The 17,019-nt window shown below is 66.2% G+C and carries 12 protein-coding genes, 1 tRNA gene and 1 pseudogene; 7 read left to right on the top strand and 7 right to left on the bottom strand.

The features are described 5' to 3' along the window. Window positions 1–12 precede the first annotated feature (12 nt). On the bottom strand, window positions 13–426 hold the full coding sequence (locus ABT115_RS14075) for a response regulator (RefSeq protein WP_351788341.1): 414 nt from the start codon (window positions 424–426) through the stop codon (window positions 13–15). A gap of 239 nt (window positions 427–665) precedes the next feature. Here ABT115_RS14075 and ABT115_RS14070 point away from each other — a divergent pair. From ABT115_RS14070 to ABT115_RS14050, 5 genes are all read left to right on the top strand, one after another. After that, window positions 666–737, top strand: a tRNA-Arg gene (locus ABT115_RS14070). A gap of 336 nt (window positions 738–1,073) precedes the next feature. Further along, the gene (locus ABT115_RS14065; RefSeq protein WP_351788338.1) at window positions 1,074–4,754 is read left to right on the top strand and encodes a DEAD/DEAH box helicase family protein; all 3,681 of its coding nucleotides are present in this window, start codon (window positions 1,074–1,076) and stop codon (window positions 4,752–4,754) included. Further along, entirely contained in the window at window positions 4,751–6,268 is a 1,518-nt protein-coding gene (locus tag ABT115_RS14060) for a restriction endonuclease subunit S (protein WP_351788335.1), read from the top strand. The genes ABT115_RS14065 and ABT115_RS14060 overlap by 4 nt, the downstream gene beginning before the upstream one ends. After that, window positions 6,265–7,875: a class I SAM-dependent DNA methyltransferase gene (locus ABT115_RS14055; RefSeq protein WP_351788332.1), complete on the top strand. Its 1,611-nt coding sequence runs from the start codon at window positions 6,265–6,267 to the stop codon at window positions 7,873–7,875. The genes ABT115_RS14060 and ABT115_RS14055 overlap by 4 nt, the downstream gene beginning before the upstream one ends. 161 nt (window positions 7,876–8,036) lie before the next feature. Next, window positions 8,037–9,542 (top strand): HsdM family class I SAM-dependent methyltransferase, encoded by a 1,506-nt coding sequence (locus ABT115_RS14050; RefSeq protein WP_351788329.1) that lies wholly within the window; start codon window positions 8,037–8,039, stop codon window positions 9,540–9,542. A gap of 86 nt (window positions 9,543–9,628) precedes the next feature. Here the strand turns inward: ABT115_RS14050 and ABT115_RS14045 are convergent, their stop codons facing one another. Next, window positions 9,629–9,823: a DUF397 domain-containing protein gene (locus ABT115_RS14045; RefSeq protein ID WP_266748565.1), complete on the bottom strand. Its 195-nt coding sequence runs from the start codon at window positions 9,821–9,823 to the stop codon at window positions 9,629–9,631. Then, window positions 9,813–10,700, bottom strand: a complete 888-nt coding sequence (locus tag ABT115_RS14040; RefSeq protein WP_351788325.1) for a helix-turn-helix domain-containing protein — start codon at window positions 10,698–10,700, stop codon at window positions 9,813–9,815. The genes ABT115_RS14045 and ABT115_RS14040 overlap by 11 nt, the downstream gene beginning before the upstream one ends. A gap of 169 nt (window positions 10,701–10,869) precedes the next feature. On the opposite strand from ABT115_RS14040, the gene ABT115_RS14035 reads away from it, so the two are divergent. Next, a complete protein-coding gene (locus ABT115_RS14035; protein ID WP_351788322.1) occupies window positions 10,870–11,322 on the top strand; it encodes an ATP-binding protein in 453 nt (150 codons plus the stop codon). A gap of 26 nt (window positions 11,323–11,348) precedes the next feature. Here ABT115_RS14035 and ABT115_RS14030 read toward each other — a convergent pair whose 3' ends face one another. Then, window positions 11,349–13,520 carry an AIPR family protein gene (locus tag ABT115_RS14030; RefSeq protein ID WP_351788319.1) on the bottom strand — a complete coding sequence of 724 codons (2,172 nt, stop codon included), beginning with the start codon at window positions 13,518–13,520 and terminating at the stop codon, window positions 11,349–11,351. A gap of 151 nt (window positions 13,521–13,671) precedes the next feature. On the opposite strand from ABT115_RS14030, the pseudogene ABT115_RS14025 reads away from it, so the two are divergent. Beyond that, a pseudogene (locus ABT115_RS14025) lies at window positions 13,672–13,770 on the top strand (transposase); the annotation flags it as partial. Window positions 13,771–14,206: 436 nt separating this feature from the next. On the opposite strand, the gene ABT115_RS14020 reads toward ABT115_RS14025, so the two are convergent. Genes ABT115_RS14020 through ABT115_RS14010 form a run of 3 tightly spaced genes read right to left on the bottom strand, consistent with a single transcriptional unit; the run spans window position 14,207 to window position 16,916 of the window. Next, window positions 14,207–14,935, bottom strand: coding sequence for a hypothetical protein (locus tag ABT115_RS14020; protein ID WP_351788317.1), 729 nt, complete (start codon window positions 14,933–14,935; stop codon window positions 14,207–14,209). Further along, window positions 14,932–16,440, bottom strand: a complete 1,509-nt coding sequence (locus ABT115_RS14015; RefSeq protein WP_351788314.1) for a hypothetical protein — start codon at window positions 16,438–16,440, stop codon at window positions 14,932–14,934. The genes ABT115_RS14020 and ABT115_RS14015 overlap by 4 nt, the downstream gene beginning before the upstream one ends. 8 nt (window positions 16,441–16,448) lie before the next feature. Then, window positions 16,449–16,916: a hypothetical protein gene (locus ABT115_RS14010; protein WP_351788560.1), complete on the bottom strand. Its 468-nt coding sequence runs from the start codon at window positions 16,914–16,916 to the stop codon at window positions 16,449–16,451. Between the last annotated feature and the right edge of the window lie 103 nt (window positions 16,917–17,019).

Here is a 17,019-nt window from a genome sequence, read left to right as displayed (position 1 = left end):
TTCGCCATGCGGTCACCCTGCGGCGCTCTCCGCCCGCCCGGCGCCATGCCTGTCGTCGAGCGACGGCGGGCCCTCCTTGTCCATCAACTGCCGTACGAGCCGCACCAACTCGCGCGGTTCGAAGGGCTTCGCCAGGAACGCATCGACGCCTGCGGCGACCCCGCTGCCCACCTCGTAAGGCGTGCAGGCACTGATGATCGCCACGGGCAGATGACTGGTCCGCGGATCGGAGCGCAGTCTGGTGGCGGTCTGCAGACCGTCCAGCCGGGGCATGACGACATCGAGCGTGATCACATCGGGGCAGACCTGATGCACCAGATCCAGACACTCGACACCATCGGCCGCGGTCACGACCTCGAAGCCCTCAAGCTCAAGGTTGACCCTGATCAACTGCCGGATGACCTTGTTGTCGTCGACAACAAGCACGCGGCCACACGCGCCTGACACACTCCGAGAGTAGGTGGGACGTAGGGGCTGCGTCCGGGTTTTGCCCATTTCCGACGCCGGACGCGTGGCGCGGAGGGTGGCCGGATGTACATGGGACCACCCCGACGGGCCCTCTGCGCGGCCCGCGCCGCCGCCTCCGACTACGCGGAAATAGCTGTTCACGGACACCCGGCGGGAGCTGGTAGTGTTTCTCCCGTCGCCGAGCAACACGGCGATACGCCCCCGTAGCTCAGGGGATAGAGCATCGGCCTCCGGAGCCGTGTGCGCAGGTTCGAATCCTGCCGGGGGCACTTCATGCGAAGTGCCTAGGGGCCTCCTGACCAGCAGCAACGTTGGACAGGAGGCCTTTTTCATGCCCTCCCCCGCCACTCACGAGAGACGCCGCGTGCGGACCCACGGCATCGTCGAGTACCCAAGCAAATCCACGCCACTCGCGGTCAGCGGCTGCCGAGACATCGACGACCTGGAACAGCTCCATGCTCCGCATCGTCGCCCCGCCCATCTCAAGGCTGAAAGCCGTGGCCCCGCCATACCCGCGACGCTAGGCTCAAAGATCCTCACTGCACCCGAACAGCCCGACGCTACCTGGGTGCCCACAGCTAGCCCAGAGAGAGCGTACGCATCTGATGAGCGCAGGTGGCGCGTCACCAACGCCGGACTCCAATCTTGCTCAACTTGCCCGGACTTCACGCAACTTCGGCTTTCTGTACGCCCATCTGCCGCTGCTCGTCGCCTACGGCGCCGCCGCCGAGGCCCATGTCTTCACCGATCCCAACACCTCCCTGCTCAAGTCCCGCCAGTTCGGCGAAGCCCTCGCCTCCGATCTCGTTCTCCGGGGCCGCGTCCAGTACTCCGGCAGCAAGCAGATCGAGCGCCTGGCGGCCCTGGACCGCGAGGGCTATCTGCACGGCAACGTGAAAGACGCCTTCCACGAGGTCCGCGTCCTGGGCAACAAGGCCAATCATGATGGCTACGACAACCCCGGCGACGCCTTCCGGGCGCTGCGGACCTGCCACCGGCTGGGCGTCTGGTACTACCGCCTCCTCACCGCCTCCCGCGACCAGCAGACCTTCGTGCCGCCGGACCCGGCGCGCACCCCGGCCGGAGAGAACCGGGCCCTGCGCACACAGGTGGCGGAGGCCCGTCGTGCTCTGGAAGAGGCCCGCCTCAGTTACGAGGGGCAGGCTTCGCAGGCGCAGGCCGAGCAAGCCGCACGCGCCGCCGCCGAACGGGAGCTGGCCGCCGCCACCGCCGAGCGTGAGGATCTGGCCCGCCAAGTCGAAGCCATGCGCGACCGGCTCGCGGCGCTCCAGCAGGCGCAGTCCGAGGGCGACGCCCGGGTGCTTCGTGCGCAGGCCGTCGACCGCACTGCCGCCTCCAAGGCGGTGGCGGAACGCGCCCGTCTGCTGGACAACGCCGAGCAGGCCGCCCGCGAGCCCCTCACGGAGGCCCAGGTGCGCACGCGCCTGGACGAGATGCTCATCGAGGCCGGCTGGAGCGTCCAGGACGCCGGGGCCGACCTCAACCTGTACGTACAGGGCGACCGGCGTGGCAGTGGTGTCGCGGTCCGTGAGACGACCACCGCGACGGGCCGCGCGGACTACGCCCTGTACGTGGAGCACAAGCTTGTTGGGGTGATCGAGGCCAAGCGTGAGGGCGCAGATCTGACCGCTGCCCAGGAGCAGGCCGACCGGTACGCGGATCACCCCACCGACGCACAACAGCGCCTCATCGCCTGGCGCACTCCGCTTCCGTTCCGCTATGTCTCGGACGGCGGCGAGACGCGGTTCCGCAACACCCTCGACCCGGACTCGCGCACCCGGCGGATCTTCTCCTTCCATCAGCCGCGCACTCTGGCCCGGTGGATTCGCCAGGCGGAGCAGGACCCGCAGGCGCCCTCGTACCGGGCGCGGCTGCGGACCCGGATGCCCGAGCTCGACGAACGCCCGCTCCGTCCCGCCCAGATCAAAGCGGTGCAAGGGGTCGAGGAGTCCGTCGCGCTGGGCAAGGGCCAGCAGGGAACGGGCCAGTCCCGTTCCCTCGTACAGATGGCGACCGGCGCAGGTAAGACGTACACGGCCGTTACGTTCGCCTACCGGATGCTCAAGCATGCCCAGGCAGAGCGCGTCCTGTTCCTGGTGGACCGCAACAACCTGGGCGCCCAGGCGCAGACCGAGTTCGAGAACTTCGTCACGCCGGATACCAACCGCGTCTTTGCCGATCTGTTCAACGTGCAGCGGCTTGGCGCCGAGGGCATGAACGCGTCCGCGAAAGTCGTCGTCTCCACGGTGCAGCGCCTGTACATGGAGCTGACGGGTATAAGCCTGCCCACAAGGACCGGCGCGGACGGCGAGGAGGAGTACTCCTACGAAGTGCCCGGCGACATCACCGTCGGATACAACCAGGGCATCCCTCCCGAGTCCTTCGACCTGATCGTCGTCGACGAATGCCACCGCTCCATCTACGGCAAGTGGCGCTCCGTCCTGGAGTACTTCGACGCGCCGATCGTCGGCCTGACCGCGACACCCGTCGCGCAGACCTTCGGCTACTTCAACGGCAACCTGGTCAGCGAGTACACCTACCCGGAGGCCGTCGCCGACGGCGTCAACGTCGACTTCCAGGTGTACGAAATCCTGACCCGGATAACGGGTGAGGGCGGCGTCATCGCCCAGGGCACCATCCCAGTCCGCGACCGGCGCACCCGCCGACAGCGCTACGAAGACTTCGACGAGGACATCACATACAGCGCCGGGCAAGTCGGTGTCGGCGTGATCAGCAAGGACCAGCTGCGGACCGTCATCCGTACCTTCCGCGAGCGACTGTTCACCGAGATCTTCCCCGAGCGCGCCAAACGCGATGAGCAGACCGGCGAGCTGCTGTGGGACGAGATGTACGTCCCGAAGACGCTCATCTTCGCGAAGAACGACAACCACGCCGAGGAGATCGTCGAAGTCGTCCGCGACATCTTCGGTAAGGGCGACGACTTCTGCGCGAAGATCACGCACGCCGCGAAGAGGCCCGCCGAACGCCTCTCCGACTTCCGTAACCTGCCTCAGCTGCGTATCGCGGTCACCGTGGACATGATCGCGACCGGCACGGACGTCAAGCCGCTGGAGTGCCTTCTCTTCCTGCGGGACGTCAACAGCTGGGCGTACTTCGAGCAGATGAAGGGCCGGGGTGCACGGACCCTGTCGCTGACCGAGTTCGAGCGGGTCACTCCGGGCGTCGGCCCCAAGACGCGCTTCGTGATCGTCGACGCGGTGGGGGTCACCCGGAAGGACAAGGTGGATGCGGGTCCACTGGAGCGGCACACGGAGAAGGACCTTAACCTGGAGAAACTCCTCCGCCTCACCGCCCGTGGCATCGCGGAGGACGAGCATGTCTCCACCCTGGCCGCCCGTCTCGCCAAGCTCGATCTCCAGATGACGGACGAGGAACGGGCCGAGACGGAGAGTCTCACCGGCGGCGTGCCGCTGAAGACCATCGTGCACAACATGGTCGAGGCCGTCGCCGTCGACGGACAGGCCAAGACCCGCGAAGCCGCGGAACGCCTGGGCCTCGATCCGGAGCGGGCCATCCGGGACGCGGTCGAGCGCGCCCTGAAGCCGTTGGCGTCCAACCCCGAGCTGCGCAACCGCCTGCTGGAGATGCGCCGGGCGAAGGACATCCTGTACGACGAGAACAGCCGGGATGCTCTGGTGTCAGCCGGCGCCGTTCCGGAGGACGAGTCGGCGGCGCACGACACCGTGCAGGACTGGCGTGCCTACATAGAGGAGCACCGAGACGAGATCGCGGCGCTCTCCATCGCCTTCGCAGCCGATTCACAGGTCCCGCCTCGCGATGCCCTCAAGCGCCTCAAGGACCTGGCCCGGTCCATCTCCCGCCCACCACGTGCTTGGACGGCCGACCGGCTCTGGCGCGCCTATGAGCAGGTGGGCGAGGCCGTGGCCGCGGACCGTTCCGCAGCCCGGACAGCAGCCGATCTGCTCGCCCTGCTGCGGTACGAGCTGGCGGGGGGAGCGAAGCAGGGCACCGAGCCACCTCGCCCGCACGCGGAGGTGGTACGGGAGCGGTACGCGGCCTGGCTCGCCAAGCAGGAACAGGCCGGTGTGACCTTCACCAAGGCCGAGCGGTGGTGGCTGGACCACATCGCCGGTGCCACGGTCGAGCGTGTACGCTTCGACACCGCCGACCTCGATTACGCCCCGTTCACTATGAGGAACGGCACGGACGGCTTGCTCGCGGAGTTCGGCGAGGCGAGGGCGGAAGAGATCCTCGACGAACTGGACAGGGAGCTGGGCGCGTGACGCTGGAGCTGGATGTGGCTGCAGGGGGCGGAGCTGGAGGGCCTGCCGGGCCTATTGGGGGATCCACGGAGGAGCTTCCGGCGGGGTGGGCTCGGGCGACCATCGCTGAGCTGTGCGATGTGAATCCTCGTGGCTTCGATGAGGAACCTGAAGATGACGACTTCATTTCACAGGTTCCCATGGCCGCAGTTGAAGCTGAAACTGGGCGTATGGACGCTTCGACGCGTGCACGGTATGGAGACCTCAAGAAGAAGTCTCTGACCCGCTTCCAGGAGAACGACGTTCTTTTCGCGAAGATCACGCCATGCATGGAAAACGGGAAAATCGCGAAAGCTCTGGGACTAGCTGGCGGCCACGCTTTGGGAAGCACCGAGTTCCACGTACTGCGCACCCGCGGGGCAATCATCCCTGAATACTTGATGCACTATCTGCTGCAGCGCACAGTACGAGTCACTGCCGAGCACCATATGTCTGGGGCAGTGGGGCAGCGCCGCGTCCCTCGCCCTTACCTGGAATCTCTTGAGGTCCCTGTTCCACCGATCCCGGAGCAGCGTCGCATCATTGCCGCGATCGAGCAACAGATCGCTCGTATAGAGGCGGGTGAGACGGCGGCACGCGCCGCGCTGGCAAACGCCACCACCTTGGCAGAGCAAATCGCCACCCAGGGCTCTCGCGGCTGCTTGGAAGAGGTCGAGCTCTATCAGGGAACCTTGCCGAAGGCGGACATCGACGATGGCCCGGTTCCCGATCTCCCCGCTGGCTGGAGATGGGCCCGGCTCGGCGAGATCGCGTCCGTAGTCGGCGGCGTCACCAAGGACAGCAAACGCCAAGACGACCCCGACTACATCGAAGTCCCCTACCTGCGCGTCGCTAATGTTCAACGCGGACAGCTGGTACTGGACAAGGTCACTACAATCCGCGTTCCTCCTGCCAAGGCCGACTCTCTTTACCTGAAGCACGGTGACGTGCTCCTCAACGAAGGCGGCGACCGAGATAAGCTCGGACGAGGCTGGGTGTGGGAAGGGCAAATAGAAAAATGCATCCACCAAAACCACGTGTTCCGTGCACGGGTAGCCTGGGACGAAATTCATCCGAAGCTGCTGGCCTGGCACGCCAATGGTTTCGGCAAGACGTGGTGCGATCGGAACGGCACCCAGTCCGTCAATCTGGCGTCTATCAGTCTCCGCAAGATTAAGCTTCTCCCCGTGCCGATCCCTCCGCGCGAAGTTCAGGAGCAGCTGGTGAAGACGATCGAGTTGCACCTGGAACACGTGGCCGCCACCCGGACAACAGCTGAGAGTGCGTTGAGCCGTGCCCGAGACCTCCGCGCCGCACTCCTGCACGCAGCCTTCACCGGAGCCCTCGTCCCCCAGGACCCCGCCGACGAACCGGCATCGGCTCTGCTCGACCGCGTCCGCGCCGAGCAAGGGACTCGGGCCAAGAAGGCCCCTCATAAGCGCGCGGCCCGCAAGCCCCGCCCCTCACCGCCCGGTCAGGAAGAACTGCCCTCATGAGCACCCCCCCCGCCCTAGTGAACAGCGCCACCGCTCCCACCCGGTCTGCCGGGGAGACGACCTCGACACTCGTCAACCGCCTCTGGTCGTACTGCGAGCTGTTGCGGCACTCAGGCGTCTCCACCCTCGACTACGTCGAGCAGTTGACCTATCTCCTCTTCCTGAAGATGGCCCACGAGCGCGCCAACCGCCCGGCGAAGTTCCGCAAGAACATGCCGGACGAGCCGCTCGTCCCGGAAGGGTTGGACTGGCCAAGCCTCACCAGCCGGTCGGCCGAGGATCTGCTGGAGCACTACGAGCACGTCCTGCGGGAACTGGGCCGCAAGGGCGGCACCATGCTCGGCGAAGTCTTCACCAAGGCGCAGAACAAGATCCATGAGCCTGCCGTTCTGGAGCGGCTCGTCAAGGATCTGATTGACCCCTACACCTGGACCCGTGAGAACCAGGACCTCAAGGGCGACGCCTACGAAGGCCTCCTCCAGCGTGGCGCCGAGGACCGCAAGACCGGCGCGGGCCAGTACTTCACGCCCCGCCCGCTCATCGACGCCATGGTCGACTGTGTGCAGCCCCGGCCCGGCGAGTCGATCACCGACCCTGCCTGCGGCACCGGCGGCTTCCTGATCGCGGCGCACGCCCACATCGCCGAGCACTACGAGGACCAGCTGTACGGCGATCAGGCACGCAAACTCCAGACCGGCGCCATCACCGGCTACGAGCTGGTCCGGGAGACCGCCCGGCTCGCCCTCATGAACATGCTGCTGCACGGCATCGGCACGTCCGAGGGCCGCCCTTTGATCACGCTCCAGGACTCTCTGGCCAAGTCGCCACACAAGTTCTACGACATCGTCCTGGCCAACCCGCCCTTCGGCGTGGGATCGGTCACCGGCGAGGCATACAGCGCGCGCAAGGACTTCTGGACCCAGACCACCAACAAGCAGCTGAACTTCGTCCAGCACATCTACACCCTGCTCAAGACGAACGGCCGGGCCGCGCTCGTCCTGCCCGACAACGTCCTCTTCGAGGGCGGTGCCGGCGCGGAGATCCGTCGCCGACTGCTGGACCTCACCAACGTCCACACCCTGCTGCGGCTGCCCACCGGCATCTTCTATGCCAACGGGGTCAAGGCCAATGTGCTGTTCTTCGACAAGGTTCCCCCTCGCCCAGGCGGCAAGCCCGCCACCAAGCAGCTGTGGGTGTACGACTTCCGCACCGATCAGCGTTTCACGCTGAAGCAGCGTGCCCTGCACCGCAAACACCTGGACGACTTCGTCGCCGCCTTCCACTCGGGGGGCACGGACTACTCCGCCCGGAAACCCAGCGATCGCTTCCGGTCGTATGAGTACGATGAGTTGGTTGCTCGCGACAAGGTTAATCTTGACCTGACGGTTCTTCAGCCAGCTTCCGCCTCCGTTGCACTTGCACCGCCGGATGTGATCGCCCAGGAGATTGTGGACGAACTGGAGACCGCCTTGGCCGAGTTCACCGCTGTCGCACAGGCCCTCAAGAAGACCGTCCGTGTGACAACCGAAGCTGCGACCGCCCCGGCCGCGGACAAGGACCCGAGCAGCGCTTCCAGCACCACCGAAGAAGCAGACCAAGAGCGGTAGCCCGGCTCCAGTCCCTCGCCCATGGATGCCTGACACCGGGCTCATGGCCAAGGGGCCGTGCCGGAGTCCGCTCCGGAGACCGGGATTGTGAGCCTTCTGGGGCCGTACCTCCGTACGGCCCCAGAAGGCTCACCGGTACTGACACAGGGACTGGGTGACACATGGTCAACAGGTTCGGCCAAAGTAACGGTTCGGCAGCGGGAACGGGTATTCCGCCGGAGAGCTCCTGGACAGAGGCGAGTATCACCGCACGGCTCTGGAAGTTCTACCGCGAGAAGACCAGCACCCGCGCCATCACCCAGCTCCAGTTCGTGGAGCACATCGGCTATCTGCTCTTCCTCAAGCTGGACCACGAACGTGCCAACCGTTCCAGCAGGTTCGCCCGGAAGCCAGTAGCACCTGTCGACGCCTGGCTGGACCTGGTGCTGCTCAGCGGTGAGGCCCTGCACACCGGGCTCTCCTCCCTCATGAAAAATCTAGGCGACCAGAACCTGGTCAACCACCCCGGCCGGCAGACCGCAAGCATGGTCTTCCGCGACGCGCAGCCCTGGCCCCTTGACCGTATGGCGGAGCTCGCCCAGCTGATCACCGACGAGATTGACCCCTACCAGTGGCGGACCGTCCCCCAAGCCGAACTGGGCCAGGCCTTCTCCTCGATGCTGCGTGACTGCGCTGAGGACATCGACTGCAAGATCGATACCGGTCAGACGCTGACCCCCGTCCCGGTCCTGAACGCTGTCAACAAGGTGCTCGGCGTGGGCCCGGACGACATCGTCATCGACCCGGCATGCGGCACCGGCACGACGCTCATAGCGGCATACAAGGCGATGCAGTCCCATGACCGCTCCGCGATCGCCGGTGCCGATCTGGACCCCCAGATGTGCCGACTCGCCACGATGAACATCCTGCTGAACACGGTGCGCCCCTTCTCCGACCCGGCCCCGGTGCGGCTCGCGGACACGCTCACGCGAAAGTTTCCGATCGTACGGGCCGAGTCCGGCGTCGTCCCCACCGTGGCGATCTGCAACCCACCGTTCAAGAGCAACGGCGTGGTGCCGGACGCAACCATGCGGGACGATTTCCTGGCCTACGGGGACTTCCCCACGAACTTCCTCCAGCACCTGATGGTCACCCTGCCCAAGGACACGCGAGCTGCTGTGTTCGTACCCGACGGGGTCCTGTTCGGCAGTGGCGCCGCGGCCACCGTCCGCCGGGCCCTGCTGAAGAACTGCGATGTGCACACGCTTCTTCGCCTGCCCACCGGGCTGTTCCACCGCAAGGGCGTGAAGTCGAACATTCTCTTCTTCACCGTGTCCACCCCCCGGCCGGATCAGAAGGCCGTCACGCGCGACTTGTGGGTGTACGACGCCCGCACCGGAAACCATTACACGGACACGGGCAACCCGGTGACCGAAGAAGACTTCGACGACTTCATCGCCGCCTGTCTGCCCGCGGACGGCTTCGCCGCACGGACCGAGTCGAAACGTTTCCGCCGCTATCCGGTGAACGACCTGCTGGACCGCCCGAAGACGAACCTCGACCTGCCGGCGTACCTCGCCCCGGACCTTGAGGACTTCGGCTCCCCGAAGGACATCGCCATCGAAGTCGCCGCCCAGCTCGACAAGGCCGCCGCGCACTTCCGCAAGGTGGCGGAGGCCTTGCCGTAGCCGCGACGTTCGCGGGGAGGTGTCGTTGGGTTCGAGCGTGAACCTAACGACACCTCCCCGCGTGCACCGTGGTCAGCCGCGGCTTCTCAGCCTTCAGCCGCGAATTGCACGAACGAAGCCCAGCCAGCAGACCGTACAGAGAGATGTGGCCGGCGTGTGTCCTTAGAATCGCGTACGTACACGCCGGCCGGAGTGACGGCTACTTCGATGCACTCGCCCCCCTCGTTGCCGCTGTAGCTGCTCTTGCGCCAGACAAGCCGTCGGGAGCTCTCAGTACTCATCGTTTGTATGAATCCTCTCGATCAGGGTCATGGACTCGCTCGGGGTGAGAGCCTGAGCCCTGATGCTGCCGTAGCGTGCGGCCAGGATACGAACCTCGTCAACGTCTGCAGCCAGTCGTGCAACGTTCTGCACTTCCGTGTACCCCACTTGCGGCTTCCCCTTGGGTGTGAGCAAGGTGAACGGGCCTCCCATGCCAGCATGTTCGATTCGGTTCGTGGGCATCACTTGCAACTCGACGGTGCGCAGCTCACCAAGCCCAAGCAGTCGCTCCAACTGCTCCTTGTGTGCCTCCAGCCCTCCGACAGGCCGCCGCAGTACCACTTCTTCCACCACGGCGGTCACGATGGGCCGAGGCCAACGCGTCAGAATCTGCTGGCGGTCCATTCTTGACGCCACTCGCCGGTCGATCGTCTCTTCGTCAAGTAGCGGTTTGCGCATCTCATATAACGCGCGAGTGCGCCGTTCGGTCTGAAAGAGCCCCGGAATGTCGTGGTTGTTATAGAAGTTGGCCTCGACCGCCTCCGCCTCCAGCCGCGCGTAGTCCCGGAACCACGCCGGATGCCGCACCCTCGCCTTGGCCTTTGCCCGCGCTACGTCGTCCTTGGTCGCCTTCAGCAGCCCTCCGCCACCGAGCAGATCGTCCGCTGCGTCCAAGAACTCCGGCTGCGGCGTCCTGCGGCCCCGCTCAAGGGACGAGACGAGGTCCTCGCCATACCCGAGGCGGTCACCCAATTCCTTCTGGGTGAGGCCGGCCCGCTCCCGCAGCAACTTGACCTGCTTGCCCACAGCTCGGTTCAAGTCGACGAGACCGTCTGTTTCCTCCGCCGACGCATCGGGGCGGCCTTCGCTGTCGCCCTGGCGGGACCCTGATGTCATCACTCATCCCCCAACCCGCCCGCGCACCGCCCGGTTACTTCCGTCAACACGGACACGCAACCCTCAGCAGCGGTACAGGGCCGTGCCGTACCGATGGTTCCTCTGGTCAGCGTACGACCAACCGGACACGCTCTGTCACGTGAAAGACGAAATCCGTAGCACTCCTCTTATGTCTCCCCTTGCACCTCACCCAGCGCACTTCCGCCAGCAGTTCAGCGCGACACGGCGCGGGGCTCGCCTTGCCCGCCTGCTCGCGGTCGAGCAACTGGTGGGGTGGGGGTGGGGCAGGTACGGCGACCCGATGGCGGCTGCCGCACACGTCGTTGCCGAGCTCGCTTCGAACGCCGTCACTCACGGCCACGTACGAGGGCGGGACTTCCTGCTCGCGATGACACTGACTACTCGCCCGGAGGGCGCACCTGGCACCCTTCGGATCGAGGTGGCCGACTGCCGAGACGAGCGCTTACCCGCCCCGGTGCCGGAGCCGTGCCCGGACAGTGAGCAAGGACGGGGGCTGCTCCTCGTGGGTGTGCTCGCCTCCCGATGGGGCGTCGAGCCTCGCTTTCCGTCCGGAAAAACCGTCTGGGCTGAACTGCCCGGCCCGTCCATGGGCAGCACGTGATCGACCAAGCACAGGCTCCTGCTCGGCTACGGCACGTACTCCTCCAGCAGCTCCTCCCCATCGGAAATCCGCTGCCAGAGCCGCTCGGCAATTTCCACCAGCGTGCCTTCTCCCGGAACCTGCCACTGCTTGGGGCCCTGAACCGCGCTCCACTGTTCCTTCCAGTCAGCGGCATTCCACATCTGGGAAACCAGTCCGGTGGGCGAGTAGTGTCGGCCGTCGGCCTCCCAGATAAGCGGTGACTTGCGGTCGTTCACCCAGCTTGCGCGACGGCGGCGCGGATCGGCGTCGAGCCATGCGCCGATGGCGAGCTCCTCCACCGCGCTGGGGGCGTATTCCAAGCGTGTGCCCTCCTCGATGGCATCGTGGTCAACCAGCAGGCGCACCGTCTGAGGACGTCGCTGACGCTTCCGGCCGGACGTCTCCATCAGGGCCTTGAGGTTCATCGGGGAGTCAGGTCCGACCCCCCGATCGAGCGTCCCGAGCACGGCCACGACCAGCCGCGCACAGCGTTCCTCATTCGCGAAGGTGCTGGTGATGAAACTCTTGTTGGTGAAGAGGGTGTCAACCATGCTGATGAGACAGGCCAGCACGGCCCGCACCTGGTCCGGAGTCCCAGCTAGGGTGTTCTCCCATTCGCTCTCGGACTCGTCGAACCGTTCCCGGCCAATACGCTGGAAGACCAGGTGGGCGACGAGGAGCGCACCGCTGTCCGCCACCGCGGCTGGACGCCCGCTGAGCTTCGCCCGCGTTGTCGTCAGTTCGTCACGTACCAGCCGAAACACCTGGACGGCACGCCAGACTTGCTGGGCGCTCGGTTGTTGTCCGAAGAGGCGGGTGTAGGCGCCGCCATGCCCTTCGCTCCACAGAGCATTGGTGGAGCCTTTCACCCGGACGGCGAGCGACGAGTCCCGGTGCAGGCAGGCAAGAGCCGTCGCAGCCTCCGTGACCGAGCAGCCCGACTCGGGTGCGGGGTCCAGCTCGCCCCGCCGGAACACGTACTCCTTGTCGAGGGACAGTCGGAAGTCCTTCTGGATCTCGCTCTGGACGGGGTCGATGGCGATGAAGTCCCGGCGCTCCATGTGGTTCTGGGTGTTGGTGGCCTTGGTGATGGACCGGCCGAACCCCTCCGGCGTTCCGTCCAAGGAGATGATCCGCACGATGACGTATGCCTCTGCGACAAGATCGGCGTTCTTCTCATACGCCCGGAATGCGGAGGTGACCGTCTGCGCGCCATTGACAACGCTGGCGTTGGTCAGGGTGAGGACGGTTGGCTGCCCCACCGCTCTCTTGAAGGGATATTCCTGCGCAATCTCGTCGCACTGCACGGTGATGCCGTTGTGGCGGTAGAGAAAGCCCTCTGGGTCCTCCAGCATCGAGTCGACCATGGTCTGGTTGACCCCTGTCAGCCCGAGCGAGCGACGCACGTTGCGGTCGTAGAGGCGCTCGCCATGCCCCTCGCCCTCCCCCTTGCCCCCGTACCAGCGCGCCAGTTGGTCGGCGCTGACCTCGCCGATCACGGCTTTGAAGGGGGTGTCGCGCGTATACCACTCCCGGTTCATAGTTGCCTTGAGTGTGATCGGCTGGGGCTCCAGATCCTCCCGGATCGCCCTGTGGAAGTTGGCCTGATTTACCACCCGATATGCAACGGTCCGCCCGAGCCCGCCGAACTCGCGCGCCGCCTCGTCGAGTATGTCGCGGGTCTCCTGAGACAGACGGCCGTCTCCCATGAGCGCGATGACCAGGTTCACCTTGCAGGTGGGCAGCTGAAGGACGCCATGGACACGGTCGGAGAGAAGTTGCAGCCTCTCGTTGAAGTGGTCGAGGTCGCGGTTGTCGAGCTTCTTCAGCCCGTGCACCAGTTTGAGGGCAGCCTCCGTGTCGAAGCCAGCCGTCCCCTTGTCTCTCCACTTCGCCTGGATCAGCCAGATCTCGGAGCCCGACGCAGAGAACGCAACACAGTCGATGCCGAAGTCGTCACGGCCATCGATGACCCCGGCCGCCGCCTCCTCCGAAGTGCAGTCGGCAAGAATCCGGGCCGCCTTGGCAGACACAGCCCTCGATAGCAGGGCCGTCTCACGCTCTTTGGGATCCTTCTTCTCAAAGTCATCCATGGAGATCAGGCCTTGGAACTCCCTGAGCAACGCCTTCCTGATGTGCTGCACCTCAAGAGGCATCCCCTGCACGCCGCTACCCATTTCGCTCCCAACAACCTTTGCTGACAGAACTGTTCAGAATATCCCAGCTGTTCCGCGAGCGGCCGGGACGTACGGCAGGAGAACGCTGATCCAACTGGCCCGGACGCTGGTCAGCCCTGCTCGAGTCAGGTGAAGGCACGGATCGGACAGCCAGGGCTTCGACGGCGGCAAGCTGGTCAACGGCCGCAAGCGGCACGTCGTGGTGGACACCCTCGGCCTGCTGCTCGGGGTGATGGTCACCGCTGCGGACCGGTTCAGCCGGACGAAGGTCTGGATCACCAGCAGCCGCCCCGGCCCGCCGGTTGTTCCCTTTTCCATGCACCGCGTCCCCGCCGGGGCACCGCCTTTCGACGTCCCCGTATCGTGTGTTTTTCTGGACCACGGGCATCGAGAAGGTGCAGGTCTGCCCTCAAGCCACGACTGCGGAGCTCTCTGGTCGCCAGGCAGCAAGAAGAGTGAAAGTCGGTGCGGCCCAGTCCTCGGCTGCGTAGAGCAGGTCAACCGCCTTCATCCTCCCCTCTTCTGCGAGGAGTTGCTCGCCGATGCCGCGGGGAACCCAAAGTGCTGCTGTGTCACGACTTCGATCCACGCCCTCATGAACCGGACGTCGAGCGACTACGCCGAAGCCTCGGGACAGTCCCGCGGGAGCAGCCGCCCGGGACACCGGCGGCCCCGCGGGGCTTCTCTCAGTCCGGTGACGACGATGGAGCCGCCGGGAGGGGGCTGATCCCGGGTTCGTAGTGGGCGCGGAGGTAGATGCGGGTGCGGTCCGGGGAGTACTCGTGTGCGTACAGGCGGACGCAGCGCTCATCGGACATGTCGTACGCGTCGGACGAGCCGAACGGGTCCTCGGAAGCGCCGGAAGGGGCCCCGGTGGCCTGGGGGGCGCCGATGCTCGGGCAGACGTAGCTGTAGCGCACACCGTCCTTGAACGTCTCCGGCTCCGGGAGGCCGAAGTGGGCGAAATCGTGGGGTTCGACGTCGGTCGCGGCCGCCGTGGGCTCCAGCCACTTGCCCTCCGGAGGGTTCTCCTTCAGGTACGTCTCGGCCTCGGACCTGGTCAGCGTGAAGGTGAGCAGGCCCGTGTCGAAGCGGGAGGTGATCTCGTACGCGGCCTTGGGCGACTGCGCCGTGGTCGGCACCGTGAGGCCCATCTGCTCGCTCATCCACTCCGGCGTGACGCCCGCGGCCCATGTGGAGCCCGCCGCCTGTTCCGCCTCGCGGTCGCCGCCGTGGGTGGTGCGTCCGCCGCCTCCGCCACTGCCTTGATCGCCGCACCCCGCCACTCCGAGCGAGACGGCCATCACTCCCGCTGCGGCCCATGCGATGAGCCGCCCACGACTCGCGAAGTGGCCGGTGCGGACGCTCTGGCGGGCGCGGGCGGTTCGGGTGCTGTCCGTGGGGGACTCCCTCATCGGCCGCTTCCTCTCCCCGGAACCCCGGTCGTACGGTCCTGCTGTTGCTCACGACCGGGATTCATCCGTCCGTCCCTGCTCTCTTCGGGACCCGGGAGCGGGTCGTTGTTGGGCTCCGCAGAGCCCAGGTCGTAGTGCTGGACACCACTGCTGCCGGACATGTCGAATTCCTGGGCGAGTCCCACCCGGTGCAGCTTGGCCATCTGTCCGTCGGGAATCTCCATCGGACCGATCTCGACGCCCTTGCCCTCGTCCCAGTTGTAGCGGTCCCAGACGTTGGCCTGGTAATCGATGCCGATCTTGGGGTTGCCGTTCGCGTCCGGGAACGCCGTCACCACACCGGTGACATTGGAGTTGGCTCCGCCCACGGCGTAGAACCAGTTCTCATTCTCCTTGGAGAAGTAGAAGCCCTCGGGCGCCTTCGCCTCGACCGGGAAAGCGACCGGCTTTCCACCATTCTTCCGGAACTCCTCCAGGGCCTGCTTGCGCCAGTCGTCCTGGTTCATCCGGACGATGTCGTCGACGTACGACTTGAAGCCGGGCACGTCCGTCATCATCTTGTCCACCGGCAGGTTCATGGGACTGCCGCTGTTGCCCAGATAGTGCGCCATGTGGCGGGACGCGTCCGTCATGCCCTTCCAGTCGGCGCCCTCCGCCAGCAGCTTCATCTTCTGCTCAGTGGCCCACTCCTCCAAGCCCGGCGACTCGGAGTCGTGCTTCCCGGCCCCGGCGTCCGCCGCGATCTGCGGCATGGTCGGACCGAGAATGCCCGCCGCCATCAGGTCATCCTTCTGCGCCAGCCAGAGCTGGGCCCGTGCCGCCGGGCTCAGGGACTCCCACAGGCGCCGCAGTTCCGCCCGCTGCTGCGGATTCGCGTCCTCGCCGAGACCGGCGAGTTCGTTGGCGCGCGGCAGTTGTTCCTCGTCGAGGGAGGTGTACCGGGCGTGGCCCGCGTTGCCCGGGTCGTTGCCGTGGCTCTTACGAAGCGCGCGTACGGCTGCCGCGTCGACCTCGGCGGCGTGCCGGACGATGCCGGTGAGGGTGTCCGCGTACCACCGGATGCGGTCCTTGGTTCGCTGGTCGGTACCCTCTGGGGTGCACATCGCCTCGGAGACGCCCACCGTGCCGTTCGGACCGTCGAAGACCAGGAGACCGGGGTCCGGCGGCTGGTGGGACGGGTCCCCCTTGCCGGCCGATTCGGTGAGGGTCTGCGCCTGCTTCTGGTACCGCGTCAGCTCGGTGTGGGCGTCCACCAGGACGCTCGCTATGCTCTCGGCCTCCGTCTGGAGGTCGGCGAACTCCTTGGCCGTCTTGCCGACGAACTCTCTGGTCACAGTGGCATTGACACCCTGCCAGCGAGCCGTGTCCGACTTCTTGGTCAATCCGTCCCGGACGTCGGTCGCGAGCTTAGCCAGTTCGCCGGCCATCGTCTTCCAGTCGGCCGCCGCGGTACCCAGCTTGGTGAGGTCCAGGGCCATGAGATTCGAGTACGAGAAGTCTTGCACGGACCCTCCTACTTGAAGTAGTCGTTCAGCGCCGAGACGGGCATGGGGCCTGTCCGGCCGCGGAGCTCGGCGGCGATCCTCGCGTCCTCCTGCGCGTGCAGCTTCTTGCTGTAGTCGAGGTGGTTCGAGATGTGCGCGCACGCCTGCAGGACGTGCTTCACCTGCGAGCTCCAGACCTCGACCGTCGACGCCAGTTCCGTGCCGAGTCCCAGGTTGTGACTCCTGAGCGCGGCGGCGGCCTGCATGGTGGACCCTGCTCCACTCTTGTCGGCACCTGCCCCGGCTATATCGGCCCTCTTCTTCAGCTCGCCGTGGAGGATGAACGCCTCGTGGCCCACGGCCCCCAAGTCGTCCTGGTGCACGACGAGATCCCCGTCACCGCCGCCGCTTCCAGGCGCGGCCTGATTCAGCCGCATCCGGGCTTCGTGGCGCTCCTGCACCGCCGCCTTGGCCCGCTCCCACTCTTCCCAGGCCATACGCCCCCGTCCTTCCCCGTCGTCGCGTGCGGTGGACATGGCGATCCGCTCCGTCCACCGCTCTCGGGACCCTAACAACTCCCCGACGGAGCACGGCAATGCA

Source organism: Streptomyces sp. NPDC001832 (genome assembly GCF_040297265.1).
Taxonomy (GTDB): domain Bacteria; phylum Actinomycetota; class Actinomycetes; order Streptomycetales; family Streptomycetaceae; genus Streptomyces.
Note: the sequence above shows the minus strand (reverse complement) of the source record. Positions and strands in the feature narration are given on the sequence as shown.

Coding starts and splice junctions, on each gene's coding strand:
- ABT115_RS14045 (WP_266748565.1), bottom strand. CDS start 9,823: ATGAGTACTGAGAGCTCCCGACGGCTTGTCTGGCGCAAGAGCAGCTAC.
- ABT115_RS14055 (WP_351788332.1), top strand. CDS start 6,265: ATGAGCACCCCCCCCGCCCTAGTGAACAGCGCCACCGCTCCCACCCGG.
- ABT115_RS14010 (WP_351788560.1), bottom strand. CDS start 16,916: ATGGCCTGGGAAGAGTGGGAGCGGGCCAAGGCGGCGGTGCAGGAGCGC.
- ABT115_RS14040 (WP_351788325.1), bottom strand. CDS start 10,700: ATGACATCAGGGTCCCGCCAGGGCGACAGCGAAGGCCGCCCCGATGCG.
- ABT115_RS14050 (WP_351788329.1), top strand. CDS start 8,037: ATGGTCAACAGGTTCGGCCAAAGTAACGGTTCGGCAGCGGGAACGGGT.
- ABT115_RS14020 (WP_351788317.1), bottom strand. CDS start 14,935: ATGAGGGAGTCCCCCACGGACAGCACCCGAACCGCCCGCGCCCGCCAG.
- ABT115_RS14030 (WP_351788319.1), bottom strand. CDS start 13,520: ATGGGTAGCGGCGTGCAGGGGATGCCTCTTGAGGTGCAGCACATCAGG.
- ABT115_RS14065 (WP_351788338.1), top strand. CDS start 1,074: ATGAGCGCAGGTGGCGCGTCACCAACGCCGGACTCCAATCTTGCTCAA.
- ABT115_RS14035 (WP_351788322.1), top strand. CDS start 10,870: ATGTCTCCCCTTGCACCTCACCCAGCGCACTTCCGCCAGCAGTTCAGC.